Origin of the sequence: Thauera propionica, from assembly GCF_002245655.1 — a bacterium.
GTDB lineage: Bacteria > Pseudomonadota > Gammaproteobacteria > Burkholderiales > Rhodocyclaceae > Thauera > Thauera propionica.
Genome location: NZ_NOIH01000009.1, coordinates 48,681 through 64,245 on the forward strand (window position 1 = coordinate 48,681; position 15,565 = coordinate 64,245).

Annotated in this window: 12 protein-coding genes; 3 read left to right on the forward strand and 9 right to left on the reverse strand. The window is 67.2% G+C overall.

Features of this window, described 5'->3' with window-relative positions:
- Nucleotide 1: 1 nt before the first annotated feature.
- From mbhE to CGK74_RS09375, 8 genes are all read right to left on the reverse strand, one after another.
- Nucleotides 2-2,800, reverse strand: coding sequence for a hydrogen gas-evolving membrane-bound hydrogenase subunit E (mbhE, locus tag CGK74_RS09335; RefSeq protein WP_094268220.1), 2,799 nt, complete (start codon nucleotides 2,798-2,800; stop codon nucleotides 2-4).
- Between the two features lie 256 nt (nucleotides 2,801-3,056).
- The gene (locus tag CGK74_RS09340) at nucleotides 3,057-3,290 is read right to left on the reverse strand and encodes a hypothetical protein (protein WP_094268221.1); all 234 of its coding nucleotides are present in this window, start codon (nucleotides 3,288-3,290) and stop codon (nucleotides 3,057-3,059) included.
- A gap of 402 nt (nucleotides 3,291-3,692) precedes the next feature.
- A complete protein-coding gene (locus CGK74_RS09350; RefSeq protein ID WP_094268222.1) occupies nucleotides 3,693-4,892 on the reverse strand; it encodes an ABC transporter permease in 1,200 nt (399 codons plus the stop codon).
- A 5-nt stretch (nucleotides 4,893-4,897) separates the two neighbouring features.
- Nucleotides 4,898-6,106, reverse strand: a complete 1,209-nt coding sequence (locus CGK74_RS09355; RefSeq protein WP_094268223.1) for an ABC transporter permease — start codon at nucleotides 6,104-6,106, stop codon at nucleotides 4,898-4,900.
- Entirely contained in the window at nucleotides 6,103-6,798 is a 696-nt protein-coding gene (locus CGK74_RS09360) for an ABC transporter ATP-binding protein (protein ID WP_094268224.1), read from the reverse strand. Before CGK74_RS09360 ends, CGK74_RS09355 begins: the two co-directional genes overlap by 4 nt.
- A gap of 9 nt (nucleotides 6,799-6,807) precedes the next feature.
- Nucleotides 6,808-7,953 carry an efflux RND transporter periplasmic adaptor subunit gene (locus tag CGK74_RS09365; RefSeq protein ID WP_094268225.1) on the reverse strand — a complete coding sequence of 382 codons (1,146 nt, stop codon included), beginning with the start codon at nucleotides 7,951-7,953 and terminating at the stop codon, nucleotides 6,808-6,810.
- Nucleotides 7,954-7,960: 7 nt separating this feature from the next.
- Entirely contained in the window at nucleotides 7,961-8,854 is an 894-nt protein-coding gene (locus tag CGK74_RS09370; protein ID WP_133091819.1) for a restriction endonuclease, read from the reverse strand.
- A 398-nt stretch (nucleotides 8,855-9,252) separates the two neighbouring features.
- Nucleotides 9,253-10,986 (reverse strand): glutamine--tRNA ligase/YqeY domain fusion protein, encoded by a 1,734-nt coding sequence (locus CGK74_RS09375; RefSeq protein ID WP_094268227.1) that lies wholly within the window; start codon nucleotides 10,984-10,986, stop codon nucleotides 9,253-9,255.
- Here CGK74_RS09375 and CGK74_RS09380 point away from each other — a divergent pair.
- From CGK74_RS09380 to CGK74_RS19385, 3 genes are all read left to right on the forward strand, one after another.
- Nucleotides 10,922-12,310 (forward strand): mechanosensitive ion channel family protein, encoded by a 1,389-nt coding sequence (locus CGK74_RS09380; protein WP_206186227.1) that lies wholly within the window; start codon nucleotides 10,922-10,924, stop codon nucleotides 12,308-12,310. The genes CGK74_RS09375 and CGK74_RS09380 overlap by 65 nt on opposite strands.
- Entirely contained in the window at nucleotides 12,307-12,690 is a 384-nt protein-coding gene (gene crcB / locus CGK74_RS09385; RefSeq protein WP_094268228.1) for a fluoride efflux transporter CrcB, read from the forward strand. The genes CGK74_RS09380 and crcB overlap by 4 nt, the downstream gene beginning before the upstream one ends.
- A gap of 114 nt (nucleotides 12,691-12,804) precedes the next feature.
- The gene (locus CGK74_RS19385; protein WP_094268229.1) at nucleotides 12,805-13,470 is read left to right on the forward strand and encodes a YiaD family glycine zipper/OmpA-like lipoprotein; all 666 of its coding nucleotides are present in this window, start codon (nucleotides 12,805-12,807) and stop codon (nucleotides 13,468-13,470) included.
- A 100-nt stretch (nucleotides 13,471-13,570) separates the two neighbouring features.
- Here the strand turns inward: CGK74_RS19385 and thiC are convergent, their stop codons facing one another.
- Complete coding sequence (thiC, locus tag CGK74_RS09395) at nucleotides 13,571-15,487, reverse strand: phosphomethylpyrimidine synthase ThiC (protein WP_094268230.1); 1,917 nt, start codon at nucleotides 15,485-15,487, stop codon at nucleotides 13,571-13,573.
- Between the last annotated feature and the right edge of the window lie 78 nt (nucleotides 15,488-15,565).

Sequence of the window (15,565 nt, forward strand, 5' to 3'; positions counted from 1 at the left end):
GTCAGCCCTCTGTCGGCCGGCTTGCGGCGGCTTCGTGGGGTCCATCGCCGGCCTGCTCGCGCTCGAGCAGGCGCAGCAGCATGTGCAGCACGGCGCCGAGCACGGTCAGGAACACGCCGACATCGAACAGCAGCGGCGAGCCCAGCGGCAGGCCCCCCGGGAAGATCCAGCTGCCGGTCAGGAAGGCTTCGCCGCGCGCGAGCCCGATCACCCCGGCACCGGCGGCCAGCGCCAGGCCAGTCGCCGCGATGATGGCGGGCGGCACGCGCAGCATCCTCCGTGCGCGCTCGACGCCGTCGCCCAGTGCCAGCAGGACGACCGCACAGGCGGCGACCAGTCCGCCGATGAAGCCCCCGCCAGGCAGGTTGTGGCCGCGCCACAGGAGCACCAGCGACATCAGCAGCAGCAGCGCCGACAGCGGTTTCATGCCCTGGCGCAACAGCACCGAGCCGAACTCCGGATTGCCTTGTCCGTGCGGCGGGTGGGCGGTACCCGGCTGCCGCTTCCTGCTCGCGCCCAGCAGCGATGCGGCGGCGAGCCCCGCCAATGCGACTACGAGGATCTCGCCCAGGGTGTCGAGCGCACGGAAGTCGACCAGGATCACGTTGACCACGTTGGCGCCGTGTCCGCCCGGCAGGCTGTTGTCGAGGTACCAGCGCGCGATGTTGCCGGGCAAGGGTTCGCTGAGCGACACCAGCAACAGCGCGGTGACGATGGCACCGAGCGCGATTGCCACCACCGCATGGAAGCGCTTCGCGGTCGGGTTGCGCGAACCGACGCCGGACAGCGGCGGCAGCTTGCGCAGTACCAGCGCGAGGAAGATCACGGTCAGTGTCTCCACCATCAACTGCGTGATGGCGACATCGGGCGCATTGGCGGCGAGGAAGAACAGCGCCAGGCCCAGGCCGCTGGCGCCCAGCGTGGCGACCAGTGCGACGCGGCCGCGCATCACCGCCGCGGCGGCAGCGCCGGCCACCGCGAGCACGCAGCCCACTGTGCCCGCGACCGACAGCGGGCTGGCGGGAATCGGCCAGCGGATGCCGCCGCCGGCCGCCAGCGCGGAAACCACCCCCACCAGCGTGAAACCCGTGATCGCCAGCACCAGCAGGCTGATGTGCTGGCGCAGTGAGCCATGCTGGAAACGGTCGGCCACCCCAGTGGCGAAGGCGAAGATGCGCTTGAGCAGGCGGTCCCAGATCATGTCGCCGCTGACTCGCCATAGCACCCGCCACAGCGACAGGCGACGGCGCACGCGGGTGCGCTGCAGGTAGAAGAACACGCCGAGGCTCACGGTCAACAGGCTCGCCGCCACCGCCGGCGTGAGTCCGCCCCACAGGTACAGCTTCACATCCACCGCGTCGCGCGCCACCGCCTGCACCGCGGCGTCGATCAGCCAGATCTCGGCGATGTTGTTGAAGGCGCCGAACACAAAGCCGCCGAAGGCGAGCAGCATCGGTCCGATCCACATCGGCAGGCTGACCTCGTGCGGGTGCCGCGGATAGCGCCCCTCGCGGCCGAGGAAGGCGCGAACGAAAACCAGACCGGCGGCGGTGAGCAGCAGCGCGTTGGTCAGGATCATGACCGCGGTGGTGATCCACCCGACCACGCCAAGCTCGATGAGGCCGGCGTACTTGAACTCCTTGGCAATGAAGCCGAAGAAAGGCGGCAGGCCGGCGTTGGAGAAGGCCGCCAGCGCCACCGCGAAGCCGGTGAGCGGCATGTAGCGGATCAGGCCGCCCAGGCGCGGGATCTGGCGTGTGCCGGTGGCGTGGTCGATGGCCCCGACCGCCATGAACAGCGCCGCCTTGTAGAGCGCATGGGCGACAAGGTAGATTGCGAAGGCCTGCAGGCCGTAGCGGGTGTTGGTGCCGAGCAGCATGGTCAGCTGGCCCAGCACGGTGACGGTGGTGTAGGCGAGCACCCGCTTGAGGTCTGTCTGGCGGATCGCCAGCACCGCGCCCACCAGCGCCGTGGCGGCGCCGATGACGATCAGGATCGTGCTCCAGCCGGCCGAGCCGCCGAGCACCGGGTTGAGGCGGGCGAGCAGATAGACGCCGGCCTTTACCATGGTGGCCGAATGCAGGTAGGCCGACACCGGGGTCGGCGCCGCCATGGCATTGGGTAGCCAGAGGTGAAACGGGATCTGCGCCGACTTGGTGAAGGCCCCCGCGAGCACCAGCAGCAGGATCGCAGGGTACAACGCGTGTCCCTCGATGGCAGCGGCCGACAGGCCGGAGAACTGCCAGCTCTCGCCCGCACTGCCGAGGAGGATGAGCCCGGCGAGCAGGGCGAGCCCGCCGCCGCCGGTGATCAGCAGCGCCTGCAATGCCGAGCGGCGTGATTCCGGCTTGTCGTGCTGGAAGCCGATGAGCAGGAAGGAAGCGACGCTCGTCAGCTCCCAGAACACGAACATGGCGATGAGGTCGTCTGCCAGCACCATGCCCAGCATGGCCGCCATGAAGCCCAGCAGGTAGGCGTGGAAGCGCCCGAGGTGATGGTGGTCCGACAGGTAGCTGCCGGCGTAGAGGACGATCAGCGTGCCGATACCGCTGATCAGCAGCGCGAACAGCAGCGACAGTCCGTCCAGGCGGAACGCAAGGGTGACGTCGAGCGCAGGCACCCAGGCGTGGTGCTCGAGGATTACGCCGCCTGCCGCGATCTCCGGGGTCAGCGACAGGAAGTGGCCGAACACGACCAGCGGCGCGAGCGCGAGCACCCATGCTGCGCGCTCGTCGAGCCAGCGCGTGAGCGGTGGTGCGAGCAGCATCGCCACGGCGATCAGGCCGATGCTGGTCAGCATCGCACGCCTCCCCTGAACAGCATGTTCGTCGTCTCCCCTTTTACCTGGCGCAGGCCGTTGGTGTAGGCCTGCGTTGTTCGTATTGGTGGAAAAGGGACAGGGCGTTCGGTGGCGAGGTTCCCGGCATGGCCTCCGGATAGGCAGACTTGGCGCGAAAACGCGCCCAACTCACCGAGCGTGCGCCTTGCTGGGCGCCGCTGCGGCGAGTTGGACTTCAGAGTGGACGTCGGCTTGGACGTCGGGCTGGGAGGTGGCCTCAGGCCGCCATGCGAATGCGCTCCTCCCGAATCTTCATGCATTCACCCGCATGCTTCATCATTTCGGCGTCCTCTTCGCTGAGTCCGCTGACTTCGGCAAAGTAGCCGGCCAGCGGGCAGTCGAACCCTGGTGGACATCCGTGTTCGCACGCGCATTCCTGTTGCGTCTCGTCCAGCAGAACCATTTCGTGAACGGCTTCGCAACGCCCGATCGGGGAGTCGATGATGCTCATGACAGTCTCCTTCAATGGTGCAGACCAGCCCGCGATTCCGTGTATTCATTGCATGTTCGTGACGGATTTCACGGACGCCAACTGATTTAAATCTAGTCGGCGGTGCGCGGCGTGCCCGAGGAAATGGGCGAAGGTTGACCTGCGTCAACGTGTGGGGAAGGCCGGGAAAGCGGGGCGCGCGGTCGCACCTCGTAGGGCGTGCGGCACTGGCTGTCGCGGTAGGGTCCCCGGCTGCGTTCCCAGCCAGGACCCGGCTCGGTCTGGCTGCAGAACGGGCGGCCGTCGAGTTTGCTGAGCCATACGTACCATGGGGCAGGGGCGGCTTTTGCGACAGGCGCGTGCAGGCTTAGCGCCAGCGTCGTCGCCAGTGCCAGGCGGACGGCCGGGGTGTGACGACGGCGCTCACTCCGCACGCAACGCCTCCACCGGGTCCAGACGGGCTGCGCGGCGTGCGGGCAGCACTCCGGCCGCGAGTCCGATCGATATGGCCAGCAGTTCGGCGGCGACGACGAAGCTCCACGGCGTGCTCACGGGCAGGTCCGGCAGCATCAGGCCGAGCAGGTGCGCAAGGCCTGCTCCCACCGCCAGGCCGACCACGCCGCCCGCGGCAGCCAGCACTACCGCCTCGCCCAGGAAAAGTCCGAGGATGGTTCGGCGGCGCGCGCCGAGCGCCACCAGCAGGCCGATCTCGTTGGTGCGCTCGGCCACGGCGATGGTCATGATCGTGACGATGCCGACGCCGCCCACCAGCAGGGAGATGCCGCCCAAGGCGCCCACCGCGGCGGTGAGGATGTCGAGGATGTTCGAGAGCGTGGCGAGCATGTCTTCCTGGGTGCGGATCGTGAAGTCCTCGCGGCCGTGACGGGCGATGAGGCTGCGCTTGACGAGTTCGACCACGCGGGCGGCAGGAACGTTTTCCTCGTAGTCGAGGCCGATCTCCATCAGCCCGTCGCGATTGAACAGGGCGAGGCCGCGCGCGGTGGGGATGAAGGCGGTGTCGTCGAGGTCGATGCCGAGGAACTGGCCCTTCTCCTCCATGATGCCGATGACCCGATAACGTTCGTCGCCGATCTGCACCCGCTCGCCGAGCGCATTGCCGGCATCGAAAAGCTCACGTTTCAGTTTCGGGCCGAGCACGACGAAGGCGCGCGGGCTGCTGCTGTCGTCGGGCGGCAGGAACTGGCCGACGCGAACGCGCATCGCGTACACCGCGTGCATGTCGGGACCGACGCCCAGCACCATCGTGCGCCGCACGCGGCCGTTGGCGCGCACCTCGGCGTTGCCGTTGACGTTGCCGGTGACGTGGCGCACATGCGGCAGGCGGGCCAGGGCGGTGACGTCGTCGAGAGTGAGGTCGCGCGCGGTGGACGGCAGGCCGGGCGGGCCGCCACGGGCGCCCTGGCGGCCGGGATTGATCTCGATGACGTTGGTGCCGAACTGACCGAATTCCTGCAGCACGAAACGATGCAGGCCCTCGCCGATAGAGGTCAGCAGGATCACGGCGGCGATGCCGACGGCGATCCCCCCGAGCGTCAGGCCGCTGCGCATGCGGTGCGCGGTGACCGAGCGCAGGGCGAGGTGGAGAAAGTCGATCCAGCGCATCGCGCTCACCGCTTCATCAGTGCCTGCACCGGATCCAGTGCGGCGGCGCGGCGCGCGGGCATCACCCCGAACAGCAGCCCGGTGGTGAGCGCCGTACCCACCGCGGCGGCCACGGCCCAATCCGGCGGCCAGGCTGGCAGGGCGGGGAATGCCAGCCGGATGCCCCATGCGCCGGCGTGACCGAGCGCGAACCCGGCTACCGCCCCGGCCAGCGACAGCAGCCCGGCTTCGGCGAGGAAGGCGAGGCGGATCGCACCTGTGCTGGCGCCGAGCGCCTTCAGCAGGCCGATCTCGCCGGTGCGCTGGGTGACCGCGACCAGCATCACGTTCATGACCAGGATGCCGGCCACCGCCAGGCTGATCGCGGCGATGCCGGCGACCCCCAGCGTGAGCGCGCCGAGGATGCGGTCGAAGGTGCCGAGCACGGCGTCCTGGGTGATGACGGTGAAGTCGAGCTCGCCGTCGCGGCGAGCGCGCAGCAGATCCTCCACCTGGCGTTGGGCCGGCCCTAGCGCCTCGCGGCCGCGGGTCTCGACCATGATGCGGAACAGGGCGTTGGTGTTGAACATCGCCTGAGCGGTGGCGACCGGCACCAGCACCAGTTCGTCCGAGTTCATGCCCAGCCCGCGTCCGGCCGGCCCCATGATGCCGATCACGCGCAGGCGGCGGTCGCCAAGGCGGATCATGCGACCAATCGCATTCTCGTTGCCGAACAGTTCGGCGCGGATCGTTTCGCCGATTACCGCGACCGCCGTGGCGCGGCCGAAGTCCTCGCGCGGCAGGAACTGGCCGCCAGCCACGCCGAAGCCGCGGATGCCGAGATAGTCCGCCGTGGTGCCCAGCACCATCACCTCGCGCAGGCGACCGCCCACCGAGATCTCGGAGTTGCCCACGGTGAGTGGCGCGACGCGCTGCACCAGCGGCAGGCGCAGCAGGGCCGCAGCGTCGTCATTGGTGAGGTCGCGCGGCGTGCTGCTGACGAAGCTGCCCGGGTTGACGCCGCCGGTCTCGGTGCGCCCCGGCAGCACGATCAGCAGGTTGGCGCCGAGCGCGGAGAACTCCTCGACCACGTAGCGGCGCGCACCGTCGCCGAGCGCGGTGAGCATCACCACCGCCGCGACGCCAATCGACATCGCCAGCACCATCAGTGCAGTGCGAAGGGGGTAGCCGAGCGCGGCGCGGGTGGCGAAGCGCAGCGTGTCGGCGGGACTCATGCCGGCTCCGGGCCGCGGCGCAGGTCCTGGCGGATGGCGCCGTCCTCCATCAGCACCCGGCGGCGGGCGCGCTCGCCCATGACCGGGTCGTGGGTGACCACGATCAGTGTCATGCCGGCGGCGTTGAGATCCTCGAGCAGGGCGGTGACCTCCTGGCCGGTGGCGCGGTCGAGGTTGCCGGTCGGTTCGTCGGCCAGGAGCATCGCCGGGCGCATGATGGTGGCGCGCGCGATTGCGACACGCTGACGCTGGCCACCGGACAGTTCCTCGGGGCGGTGATGGGCCCGTGCCTCGAGGCCGAAGTCCTTCAGCGCCTGGGCCACGCGGCGGGTGCGCTCGTGGGCGGGCATGCCGGCGAGCATCAGGGGCAGGGCGATGTTCTCCGCCGCGGTGAGCCGCGGCACCAGGTGGAAGCTCTGGAACACGAAGCCGATGCGGGCGCTGCGCACCGCGGCCTGCTCGTCGGCGGACAGCGTGGTGACGTCGCGTCCTTCCAGACGGTAGTGGCCGCTGTTGGGGCGGTCGAGCAGGCCGAGCAGGTTCAGCAGCGTGGATTTGCCCGAGCCGGAGGGACCCATCACCGAGACGTATTCGCCCGCCTCGATGCGCAGCGACACGTCGCACAGCGCATGCACCTGGCTGTCGCCGAGCTGGAAGATGCGGTTGATGCCGTCGAGCTCGATCTGCGCCATGTCTGCGCGCTAGCGGGTGACGGACTCGACGCTGACGTGCGCACCGGCCGCCACGCCCGTGCGTTCGAGCGAGGTGACGATGCGCTCGCCGGCCTGCAGGCCTTCGACGACTTCGGTCTGTTCCCAGTTCGACAGGCCGGTGCGCAGGCCGCGCTCGACCAGTACGCCGTTCTGCTCTACCAGCACGCGCTGGCCTTCGCGCAGCGCGGAGGTCGGGACGCGCAGCACGTCCGGGCGGGTGTCGAGCACGATCTCGACGTCCGCGCTGTAGCCCACCAGCATGCCGCGGGCCTCGTCCGGGCGGACGAAGTCGACGTCCACCTCGACCGTGCGGGCCTGCTTCTCCACCGCGGTGATGTAGGGCGCGACACGTTTCACCCGGCCTTCGAACACCGTGCCCGCCATCGCTTCGAGCGAGATCCGCACCGGCAACCCGGCACGGATCTTGGGCGCGTCGATCTCGTCCATCGGCGCCTTCACGTACAGGCAGGAGTCGTCGATCAGGTCGATGGCCGGCGGCGTCGGCACGCCGGGCGGGGAGGGGATGGAGATCTCGCCCAGTTCGCCGCTGATCTTGGCCACGGTGCCGGCGAAGGGAGCGATCAGCACCAGGCGCTGGCGCTCGGTCTCGGTGGCGGTGAGCTGGGCTTGCGCGGTGGCGACGTCCGCGCGTGCCGTGTCGCAGGCAGCGCGGCGGGCGCGGGCTTCGGTGCGCGCCTTCTCCTCTGCGCTGGCGGACACGAAGCCGCGCTTGACGAGCTGCGCCTGGCGCGCGGCCTCGCGTTCGGCGTTGTCGGCCACGGTGCAGGCTTCCTGCACGCGCTGGCGTGCGGTGGCGAGCTGCGCCTGGTTGACCGCCAGTCGCGCGTCCAGGTCGCCGTGCCACAGCCGCATCAGCACCTGCCCGGCCTCGACCCGGTCGCCTTCCTTCACCCCCAGGTAGTCGATGCGCCCGCCGACGATGGTCGCCATCTTGGTCCGCTGGCAAGCCTCGATCTCGCCCGCCCGCGTGTTCGACAGCGTCGCCTCGACCAGTCCGCGCCCGACCTCATGCACCACGACCGCGACCGGCTTGGGGCGGGTGAACCACCAGCCTGCCGCGCCGAGGAGGGCGAGCACGATGACGAAAGGAATCAGGCGCCGGAAGGTATTCATCAGAGGCTCAGAGATCGTCGAAGAAGTCCGTATCCAGACGCTTCAGTTCTATTTTGCGCTTGATGGACACGCCGACGTTGTGTTCGACGGCGAGCCGGGCAAGCTCTTCCCCATCAATCAGGACCAGCCTCAGGTGAGGCAGCTCCACGGCGCGTCTTGCATCTTGGGTGAAGCGACTCGTCGTCACGAAGACGCCGCGATTTGCGCCATGCTTTGCCAACGCACCGAGGAAGCCATTGATGTCCGGCCCACCCACCGGCGCGTCGGTCCATCGCTTCGCCTGCAGATAGATCCGGTCCAGTTTCAGCCGGTCTTCGTAGATCACGCCATCGATCCCGCCGTCACCTGAACGGCCTGTCACTTCTCCGACGCCATAACCCATCGCTGCGAGAAGGCGTACGACAAAGCGTTCGAAGCTCGCCGGACTGATGGCGCGTAGCTGAGTCAGTACTTCCTGTTCCAGGGCCTCCTGAAGTTCCTTCAACGTCTCGTCGATCTGTTCTTCAGGTGTCAATGTTTCGTCGAATTGGGCGGCAGCGCTGACGGGGGCGTTTTCGGAGGCCGCGGTCGCCTTCCAGCTGCCGAAGCCGTGGCACTCGAAATACTTGCGATCCAGTTTGACTGGCAGATCGGGCAGTGCGAAACGGCCTTTCGTCGAGATCTTGAACATCCCGCGACCGCAGCTTTCGATGAGCCCTGTCTTATTGAGGTCGCTCTTGGCCCAGCCGACTCTGTTGAGGTATCGCGGATAACCACTCGGAAGGGTTTCCGCGAGGTCTTCCTCGGTGAGTCCCAGATGTTCAGCAAGCTCCTGGGAGGCCTCGCGGAGATTGCGCGGGCGTCCGTCGGCAACCAGATCGAGCAGGGGGCGAATGAGTTCGTGGTACTTCGGGACACTCATGAGGTCTGAGTCCTGCGGTGGTGCAAAGGATGCGTACGCGGTGTTCCTTCCGAGGCTGCGGAACTCGCTGCGCTCGGACAGTCCTCGCCTCTCCAGGAACACCACGTACGCATGCAGGAACTGATTCTGCTCGTTGAACCGCAGCAAAGACGCGGGCTTGATGATCTTGTTTTTGGCTGATCGAGCGCGGTGGTGCGAGCCGGGGATGCGTGGGGTATTCCTGGCGCAGGCGAGGACTGTCCGAGCCCGAAGGGTGAGTTCCGCAGCCTGCAGAAGGAATGCCCCATGCAGCCACGGCGGCGTCTTCTCGCGTGGCTGCAGGAGCGGACACCCGCGGTGGCGATCGGTGCGATGTTGCGCTGTGTGATCACCATCCGCATGCTCCCTTTAGACCAGTCTTACTTCCCGCCCTTGGCCCACGAATCCTTCAGCGTGACCGTGCGGTTGAACACCGGCGCGCCGGGTTTCGAGTCCACGCGGTCGGCGACGAAGTAGCCGTGGCGTTCGAACTGGAAGCGGTCCTCGGCGCGGGCGTCCTTGAGCGCGGGCTCGAGGTAGGCGGTGATGACGCGCTTGCTGTCCGGGTTGATGTCGTCGAGGAAGTCGCGCTCGGCGTCCGGCGCGTCGCCCTCGCGGCGCTGGCCGGGATGGGGATGGGCGAAGAGGCGGTCGTAGATGCGGACCTCGGCTTCGTAGCCGTGCGCCACCGACACCCAGTGCAGGTTGCCCTTGACCTTGTAGTTGTCGGCGCCGGGAGTGCCGGACTTGGAGTCGGGCATGTGTTCGGCCAGCACCGCGGTGATGTTGCCCGCAGCATCCTTCTCGCATCCGGTGCATTTCACCACGAAGCCGTAGCGCAGCCGCACCATGTTGCCCGGGTAGAGGCGGTGGAAGCCCTTGACCGGCTCCTCCATGAAGTCCTCGCGCTCGATCCACAGCTCGCGGCCGAAGGGCATGTCGCGCTTGCCCAGTTCGGGCTTGAGCGGATGGTTAGGCGCCTGGCACAGCTCGGAGGCGCCTTCGGCGTAGTTGGTGATGACGAGCTTCAACGGGTCGAGCACCGCGACGCGGCGTTCGGCGGCTTCGTTGAGGTCGTCGCGCATGCATTCTTCCAGCACGCTCATGTCGATCCACGAGTCGGCCTTGGAGACGCCGATGCGTTCGGCGAAGCGGCGGAAACCGGCGGCGGTGAAGCCGCGGCGGCGGGCGCCGACAAGGGTGGGCAGGCGCGGGTCGTCCCAGCCGGCGACGTGGCCTTCATTGACGAGCTGGATCAGCTTGCGCTTGGAGAGCACCACGTAGGTGAGGTTGAGGCGGGCGAACTCGATCTGCTGCGGCAGCGGGCGCGGGAAGTGGCCCTCGGTGGCGAGCGCATCCAGCAGCCAGTCGTAGAACGGACGCTGATCCTCGAACTCCAGTGTGCACACCGAGTGGGTGATGTTCTCGATCGCATCCTCGATCGGATGGGCGAAGGTGTACATCGGGTAGATGCACCAGGCGTCGCCCGTGCGATGGTGCGCAGCGTGGCGGATGCGGTAAATGGCCGGGTCGCGCAGGTTGATGTTGGGGCTCGCCATGTCGATCCTGGCACGCAGGATGTGCGTGCCCTCGGCGAACTCGCCGGCGCGCATGCGGGCGAAGAGGTCGAGGTTCTCCTCGACGCTGCGATTGCGATACGGGCTGTCCTTGCCCGGCTCGGTCAGCGTGCCGCGGTTGGCGCGCATTTCCTCGGCCGACTGCGAGTCGACATAGGCCTTGCCGGCCTTGATCAGGCTGACCGCGCAGGCATGCATGCGGTCGAAATAGTCGGAGGCGAAGTAAAGGTGTTCGCCCCACTCGAAGCCGAGCCACTTCACCGCCTCGAGGATAGCATCGACGTACTCCTGCTCTTCCTTCTCGGGGTTGGTGTCGTCGAAGCGCATGTGGCAGACGCCGCCATAGGCTTCGGCGAGACCGAAGTTCAGGCAGATCGACTTGGCGTGGCCATAGTGCAGGTAGCCGTTGGGCTCGGGCGGGAAGCGCGTCTCGACGCGACCGCCCCATTTCGCCGTGCGGATGTCCTCGTCAATGATGTTGCGGATGAAGTTGGAGGCGACGGGGGCTTCGGTGGCGGAGTTCTTTTCGGATTTCATCGGGCGGAGATCTGCGTGGGCCACGGACGGGCCGGTTTTCAATTGGCGCGATTGTAGCCGATCCCGGTCATGCGCCTTGCTTGCCGAGGCCATGGGCGCAGGGCAATCCGCGAACAGCCGCCACGCCTCGGCCGGTAGAATCGGGGGCTGCCGAACCAACGAGAGGATGCCGATGCCCGATACGGAAGCGCTTGACTGGGTGGAACCGATGCTCGACCGCATGACCGGCGGGGACCACACGCTGACGTTGATCCTGCAACTCTTTCTCGTCGTGCTGGCGGTTGTTGTCACCAATTTCTTTCTGCGCCGCACGCTGGCCAGGCTCGAGGCGCGCACGCGCAACACGCCGACGCCGTGGGACTTCGCGCTGGTGTCCGCGGCGCGCAAGCCGCTGACAGTGGTGGCGTGGCTTGTCGGCCTCACTTTCGCGGCGCGAATCCTGCAGACGGAAACTGAGACAGACGCCGCCCTGTTCGAGGCCATCGAACCGGTCCGCACCGTGGGCGTGATTGCCTGTCTGGCGTGGTTCCTGGTGCGCTTCGTCGGCAATGTCCAGGACGGGATCATGGCGCAGCGCCTGCGTCGGGGCGAGTCGATCGATCGCACCACTGTCGATGCAATTGGAAAGCTGCTGCGGGTGTCGGTGATCATCACGGCAGTGCTGGTCGCCTTGCAGAGCCTGGGATTCTCGATCTCCGGCGTGCTCGCCTTCGGCGGCATCGGCGGCATTGCGGTCGGTTTTGCCGCGAAGGACCTGCTCGCCAACTTCTTTGGCGGACTGATGGTGTACCTCGACCGGCCTTTCGTCGTCGGTGACTGGGTGCGGTCGCCCGACAAGCAGATCGAAGGCACTGTGGAGGAGATCGGCTGGCGCCTCACACGCATCCGCACCTTCGACAAACGACCCTTGTACGTGCCCAATGCGGTATTCACGCAGATCACGGTGGAGAATCCGTCGCGCATGACGAACCGGCGCATCAACGAGGTGGTCGGCGTGCGCTACGATGACGTCGGAAAGGTGGCTGCGATCGTCGATGACATCAAGGCGATGCTGCGCGGGCACGAGGAAATCGACCAGGATCAGACCATGATCGTCAATCTCAACCAGTTCGGTCCGTCCTCCCTCGACATCATGATCTACACCTTCACCCGCACTACCGCCTGGGTGCGCTTCCACGAGATCAAGCAAGACGTGATGCTTAAGGTGGCCGACATTGTCGCGTCGCATGGGGCCGAGATCGCGTTTCCGACGCGGACACTGCATCTTGCCGGCGCCGCACAGGCGCCCGGGCACGAGCATGTATTGGAGGGCGCAGCGCAATGAATCTTGCGGCGTTCGTGGCCGTGGGGGCCGGGGCAGCGTGCGGGGCCTGGCTACGCTGGGGTCTGGGGCTGTGGCTCAACCCGGCCTTCGTCTTCGTGCCATTGGGGACGCTGGTTGCCAACCTGGTGGGCGGCTTGCTGATGGGGCTTGCGCTTGCGCTGATCCAGGCCTGGCCGGCGATGAGCCCGGCCCTGAAGCTGCTGCTGACCACAGGGCTGTTGGGTGGGCTGACGACCTTCTCGACCTTTTCGGCGGAGGCTTTCCATCTGCTGCAGCGCGGTGCGCTGGGCTGGCTGACGCTGCACCTCACCCTCCACGTCGGCGGATCGGTGTTGATGACCTGGGCGGGTTACTCGATCTTCAACGCGCTGCGCGGCTGATCGCGTTATCCCTGATCGGCCGTCGTCATGCTTTGTTGCACACTGCCACAGGCGTGGAGTTGGGGCTCGCGCCCATAATCGACTGGCCTGTTACAAATCCGGAGGCTGAGAACCATGAACAAGATCGTCGTTTCCCTGACTGCGCTTACCGTTGCCGCGAGCGGCCTGGTGGGCTGCGCGAACATGAGCGAGACCCAGCGCGACACGAGTATCGGTGCCGGCATCGGTGCCGTGACGGGTGCGGTCATCGGCCGTGCGACTGCGGGCGGCAACAAGACCAAGAGCACGGCGACGGGCGCTGCCGTCGGTGCCGCGATCGGTGCGGCGGGCGGCTACCTGTGGTCGCAGAACATGCAGAAGCAGAAGGCCGAGATGGAGCAGGCCACGGCGGGCACCGGCATCGGCGTCAGCCAGACCGCCGACAACCAGTTGAAGGTCGATATTCCGAGCGACATCTCCTTCGATACCGGCCGTTACGACATCAAGCCGAACATGCGCCCGGTACTCGACAGCCTGGCGAGCAGCCTCAACCAGCATCCGGTCACGACGATCACCATCATCGGTCACACCGACAGCACGGGCACCGACGCGATCAACAACCCGCTGTCGGTCAACCGCGCCGCCGCGGTACGCGACTATCTGGTGGCGCGCGGCGTGTCCTCGCAGCGCATCGCCATCGACGGCCGCGGCTCGCGCCAGCCGATCGCCGACAACGCGACTGCGTCGGGCCGCGCGATGAACCGCCGCGTCGAAATTTTCGTCGCGGAACAGGCGCGCTGAGTCCCGTCTGAACCGGCCGGCATCGCCGTCGGCCTTCGCAGAAAAACGCCCGCCGGGATGCCATCCCGGCGGGCGTTTTGTCATCCGGCTGTTGCAGGGGTCAGACGTTGCGATAGACCTCGGCGCCGCTCTTCACGAACTCCACCGCCTTCACCTCCATGCCCTTCCTCAGCGCCTCGGCTTCATCCAGGCCCTGCTGCGCGGCGAAGTCGCGCACGTCCTGGGTGATCTTCATCGAGCAGAAATGCGGGCCGCACATCGAGCAGAAGTGGGCGACCTTGGCGGAGTCCTTGGGTAGGGTCTCGTCGTGGAATTCCTTGGCCTTGTCCGGGTCGAGACCGAGGTTGAACTGGTCTTCCCAGCGGAACTCGAAGCGCGCCTTGGAGAGCGCGTTGTCTCGGATCTGGGCGCCCGGGTGGCCCTTGGCGAGGTCGGCGGCGTGCGCGGCCAGCTTGTAGGTGATGATGCCTTCCTTGACGTCCTGCTTGTTGGGCAGGCCCAGATGTTCCTTGGGCGTGACGTAGCACAGCATCGCGGTGCCGTACCAGCCGATGGTGGCCGCGCCGATGCCGCTGGTGATGTGGTCGTAGCCCGGGGCGATGTCGGTGGTGAGCGGCCCCAGGGTGTAGAAGGGCGCTTCCTTGCATTGCTCGAGCTGCAGGTCCATGTTCTCGCGGATCATGTGCAGCGGCACGTGGCCGGGGCCTTCGATCATCACCTGCACGTCGTGCTTCCAGGCGATATCGGTGAGTTCGCCCAGGGTCTTCAGCTCGCCCAGTTGTGCCTCGTCGTTGGCGTCGTAGATCGAACCGGGACGCAGGCCGTCACCCAGGCTGAAGGCCACATCGTAGGCCTTCATGATTTCGCAGATGTCCTCGAAGTGAGTGTAGAGGAAGCTCTCCTTGTGATGCGCCAGGCACCACTTGGCCATGATCGAGCCGCCACGGCTGACGATGCCGGTCATGCGGTTGGCGGTCAGCGGGACGTAGCGCAGCAGCACGCCGGCGTGAATGGTGAAGTAGTCCACGCCCTGCTCGGCCTGTTCGATCAGGGTGTCGCGGAAGATCTCCCAGGTGAGTTCCTCGGCCTTGCCGTCGACCTTTTCCAGCGCCTGATAGATCGGCACCGTGCCGATCGGCACCGGGCTGTTGCGGATGATCCATTCGCGCGTCTCGTGGATGTTCTTGCCGGTCGACAGGTCCATCACCGTGTCGCCGCCCCAGCGGATCGACCAGGTCATCTTGTCGACCTCCTCGGAGATCGAGGAGGTGACCGCGGAGTTGCCGATGTTGGCGTTGATCTTCACCAGGAAGTTGCGGCCGATGATCATCGGCTCGGATTCGGGGTGGTTGATGTTGTTCGGGATGATGGCGCGGCCGCGGGCGACCTCGTCACGCACGAACTCCGGGGTGATCACCGCCGGCAGGCTGGCGCCGAAGCTCTGGCCGGGGTGCTGGCGCAGCATCATGTCGGCCATCTTCTGGCCCCTGGGGCCGGTGGCGCGCAGCGACTCGATGTACTTCTCGCGGTTCAGGTTCTCGCGGATGGCGATGTATTCCATCTCGGGCGTGATGATGCCGCGGCGCGCGTAGTGCATCTGGGTCACGTTCATGCCCGCCTTGGCGCGGCGCGGCTTGCGGTGCAGGCCGGGGAAGCGCAGTTCGTCGAGCGCCTTGTCGGCGGCGCGCTGGCGGCCGTATTCGGACGACAGGCCGGGCAGCACCTCGGTGTCGCTGCGCTCCTCGATCCAGCGCTGGCGCAGCGCCGGCAGGCCGGAGCGGATGTCGATCTTCGTCGCGGGGTCGGTGTAGGGGCCCGAACAGTCATAGACGAAGATCGGCGGGTTGGGCTCGGCGCCGAAGGAGGCCGGGGTGTCCGACTGGGTGATCTCGCGCATCGGCACGCGGATGTCGGGGCGCGAACCCTCGACGTAGATCTTGCGCGAGTTGGGCAGCGGGGCGATCGCGGCTTCATCGACCTGTGCCTTGGCGGCGATGAATTTCTCGTTGGCGTTCATGGGCTGTGTCTCCTGGGGGCAGATGTGCTTATGCGTGAGCGGGCGAAGGCCGCGCCAGGTTGGGGCGGCCGCGGAAGG

Excerpts from the sequence above, each read along its gene's own strand:
- mbhE (WP_094268220.1), bottom strand. The coding sequence starts at position 2,800 with ATGCTGACCAGCATCGGCCTGATCGCCGTGGCGATGCTGCTCGCACCA.
- CGK74_RS09340 (WP_094268221.1), bottom strand. The coding sequence starts at position 3,290 with ATGAGCATCATCGACTCCCCGATCGGGCGTTGCGAAGCCGTTCACGAA.
- CGK74_RS09350 (WP_094268222.1), bottom strand. The coding sequence starts at position 4,892 with ATGCGCTGGATCGACTTTCTCCACCTCGCCCTGCGCTCGGTCACCGCG.
- CGK74_RS09355 (WP_094268223.1), bottom strand. The coding sequence starts at position 6,106 with ATGAGTCCCGCCGACACGCTGCGCTTCGCCACCCGCGCCGCGCTCGGC.
- CGK74_RS09360 (WP_094268224.1), bottom strand. The coding sequence starts at position 6,798 with ATGGCGCAGATCGAGCTCGACGGCATCAACCGCATCTTCCAGCTCGGC.
- CGK74_RS09365 (WP_094268225.1), bottom strand. The coding sequence starts at position 7,953 with ATGAATACCTTCCGGCGCCTGATTCCTTTCGTCATCGTGCTCGCCCTC.
- CGK74_RS09370 (WP_133091819.1), bottom strand. The coding sequence starts at position 8,854 with ATGAGTGTCCCGAAGTACCACGAACTCATTCGCCCCCTGCTCGATCTG.
- CGK74_RS09380 (WP_206186227.1), top strand. The coding sequence starts at position 10,922 with ATGATGTTGCGGATGAAGTTGGAGGCGACGGGGGCTTCGGTGGCGGAG.
- CGK74_RS09375 (WP_094268227.1), bottom strand. The coding sequence starts at position 10,986 with ATGAAATCCGAAAAGAACTCCGCCACCGAAGCCCCCGTCGCCTCCAAC.
- crcB (WP_094268228.1), top strand. The coding sequence starts at position 12,307 with ATGAATCTTGCGGCGTTCGTGGCCGTGGGGGCCGGGGCAGCGTGCGGG.
- CGK74_RS19385 (WP_094268229.1), top strand. The coding sequence starts at position 12,805 with ATGAACAAGATCGTCGTTTCCCTGACTGCGCTTACCGTTGCCGCGAGC.
- thiC (WP_094268230.1), bottom strand. The coding sequence starts at position 15,487 with ATGAACGCCAACGAGAAATTCATCGCCGCCAAGGCACAGGTCGATGAA.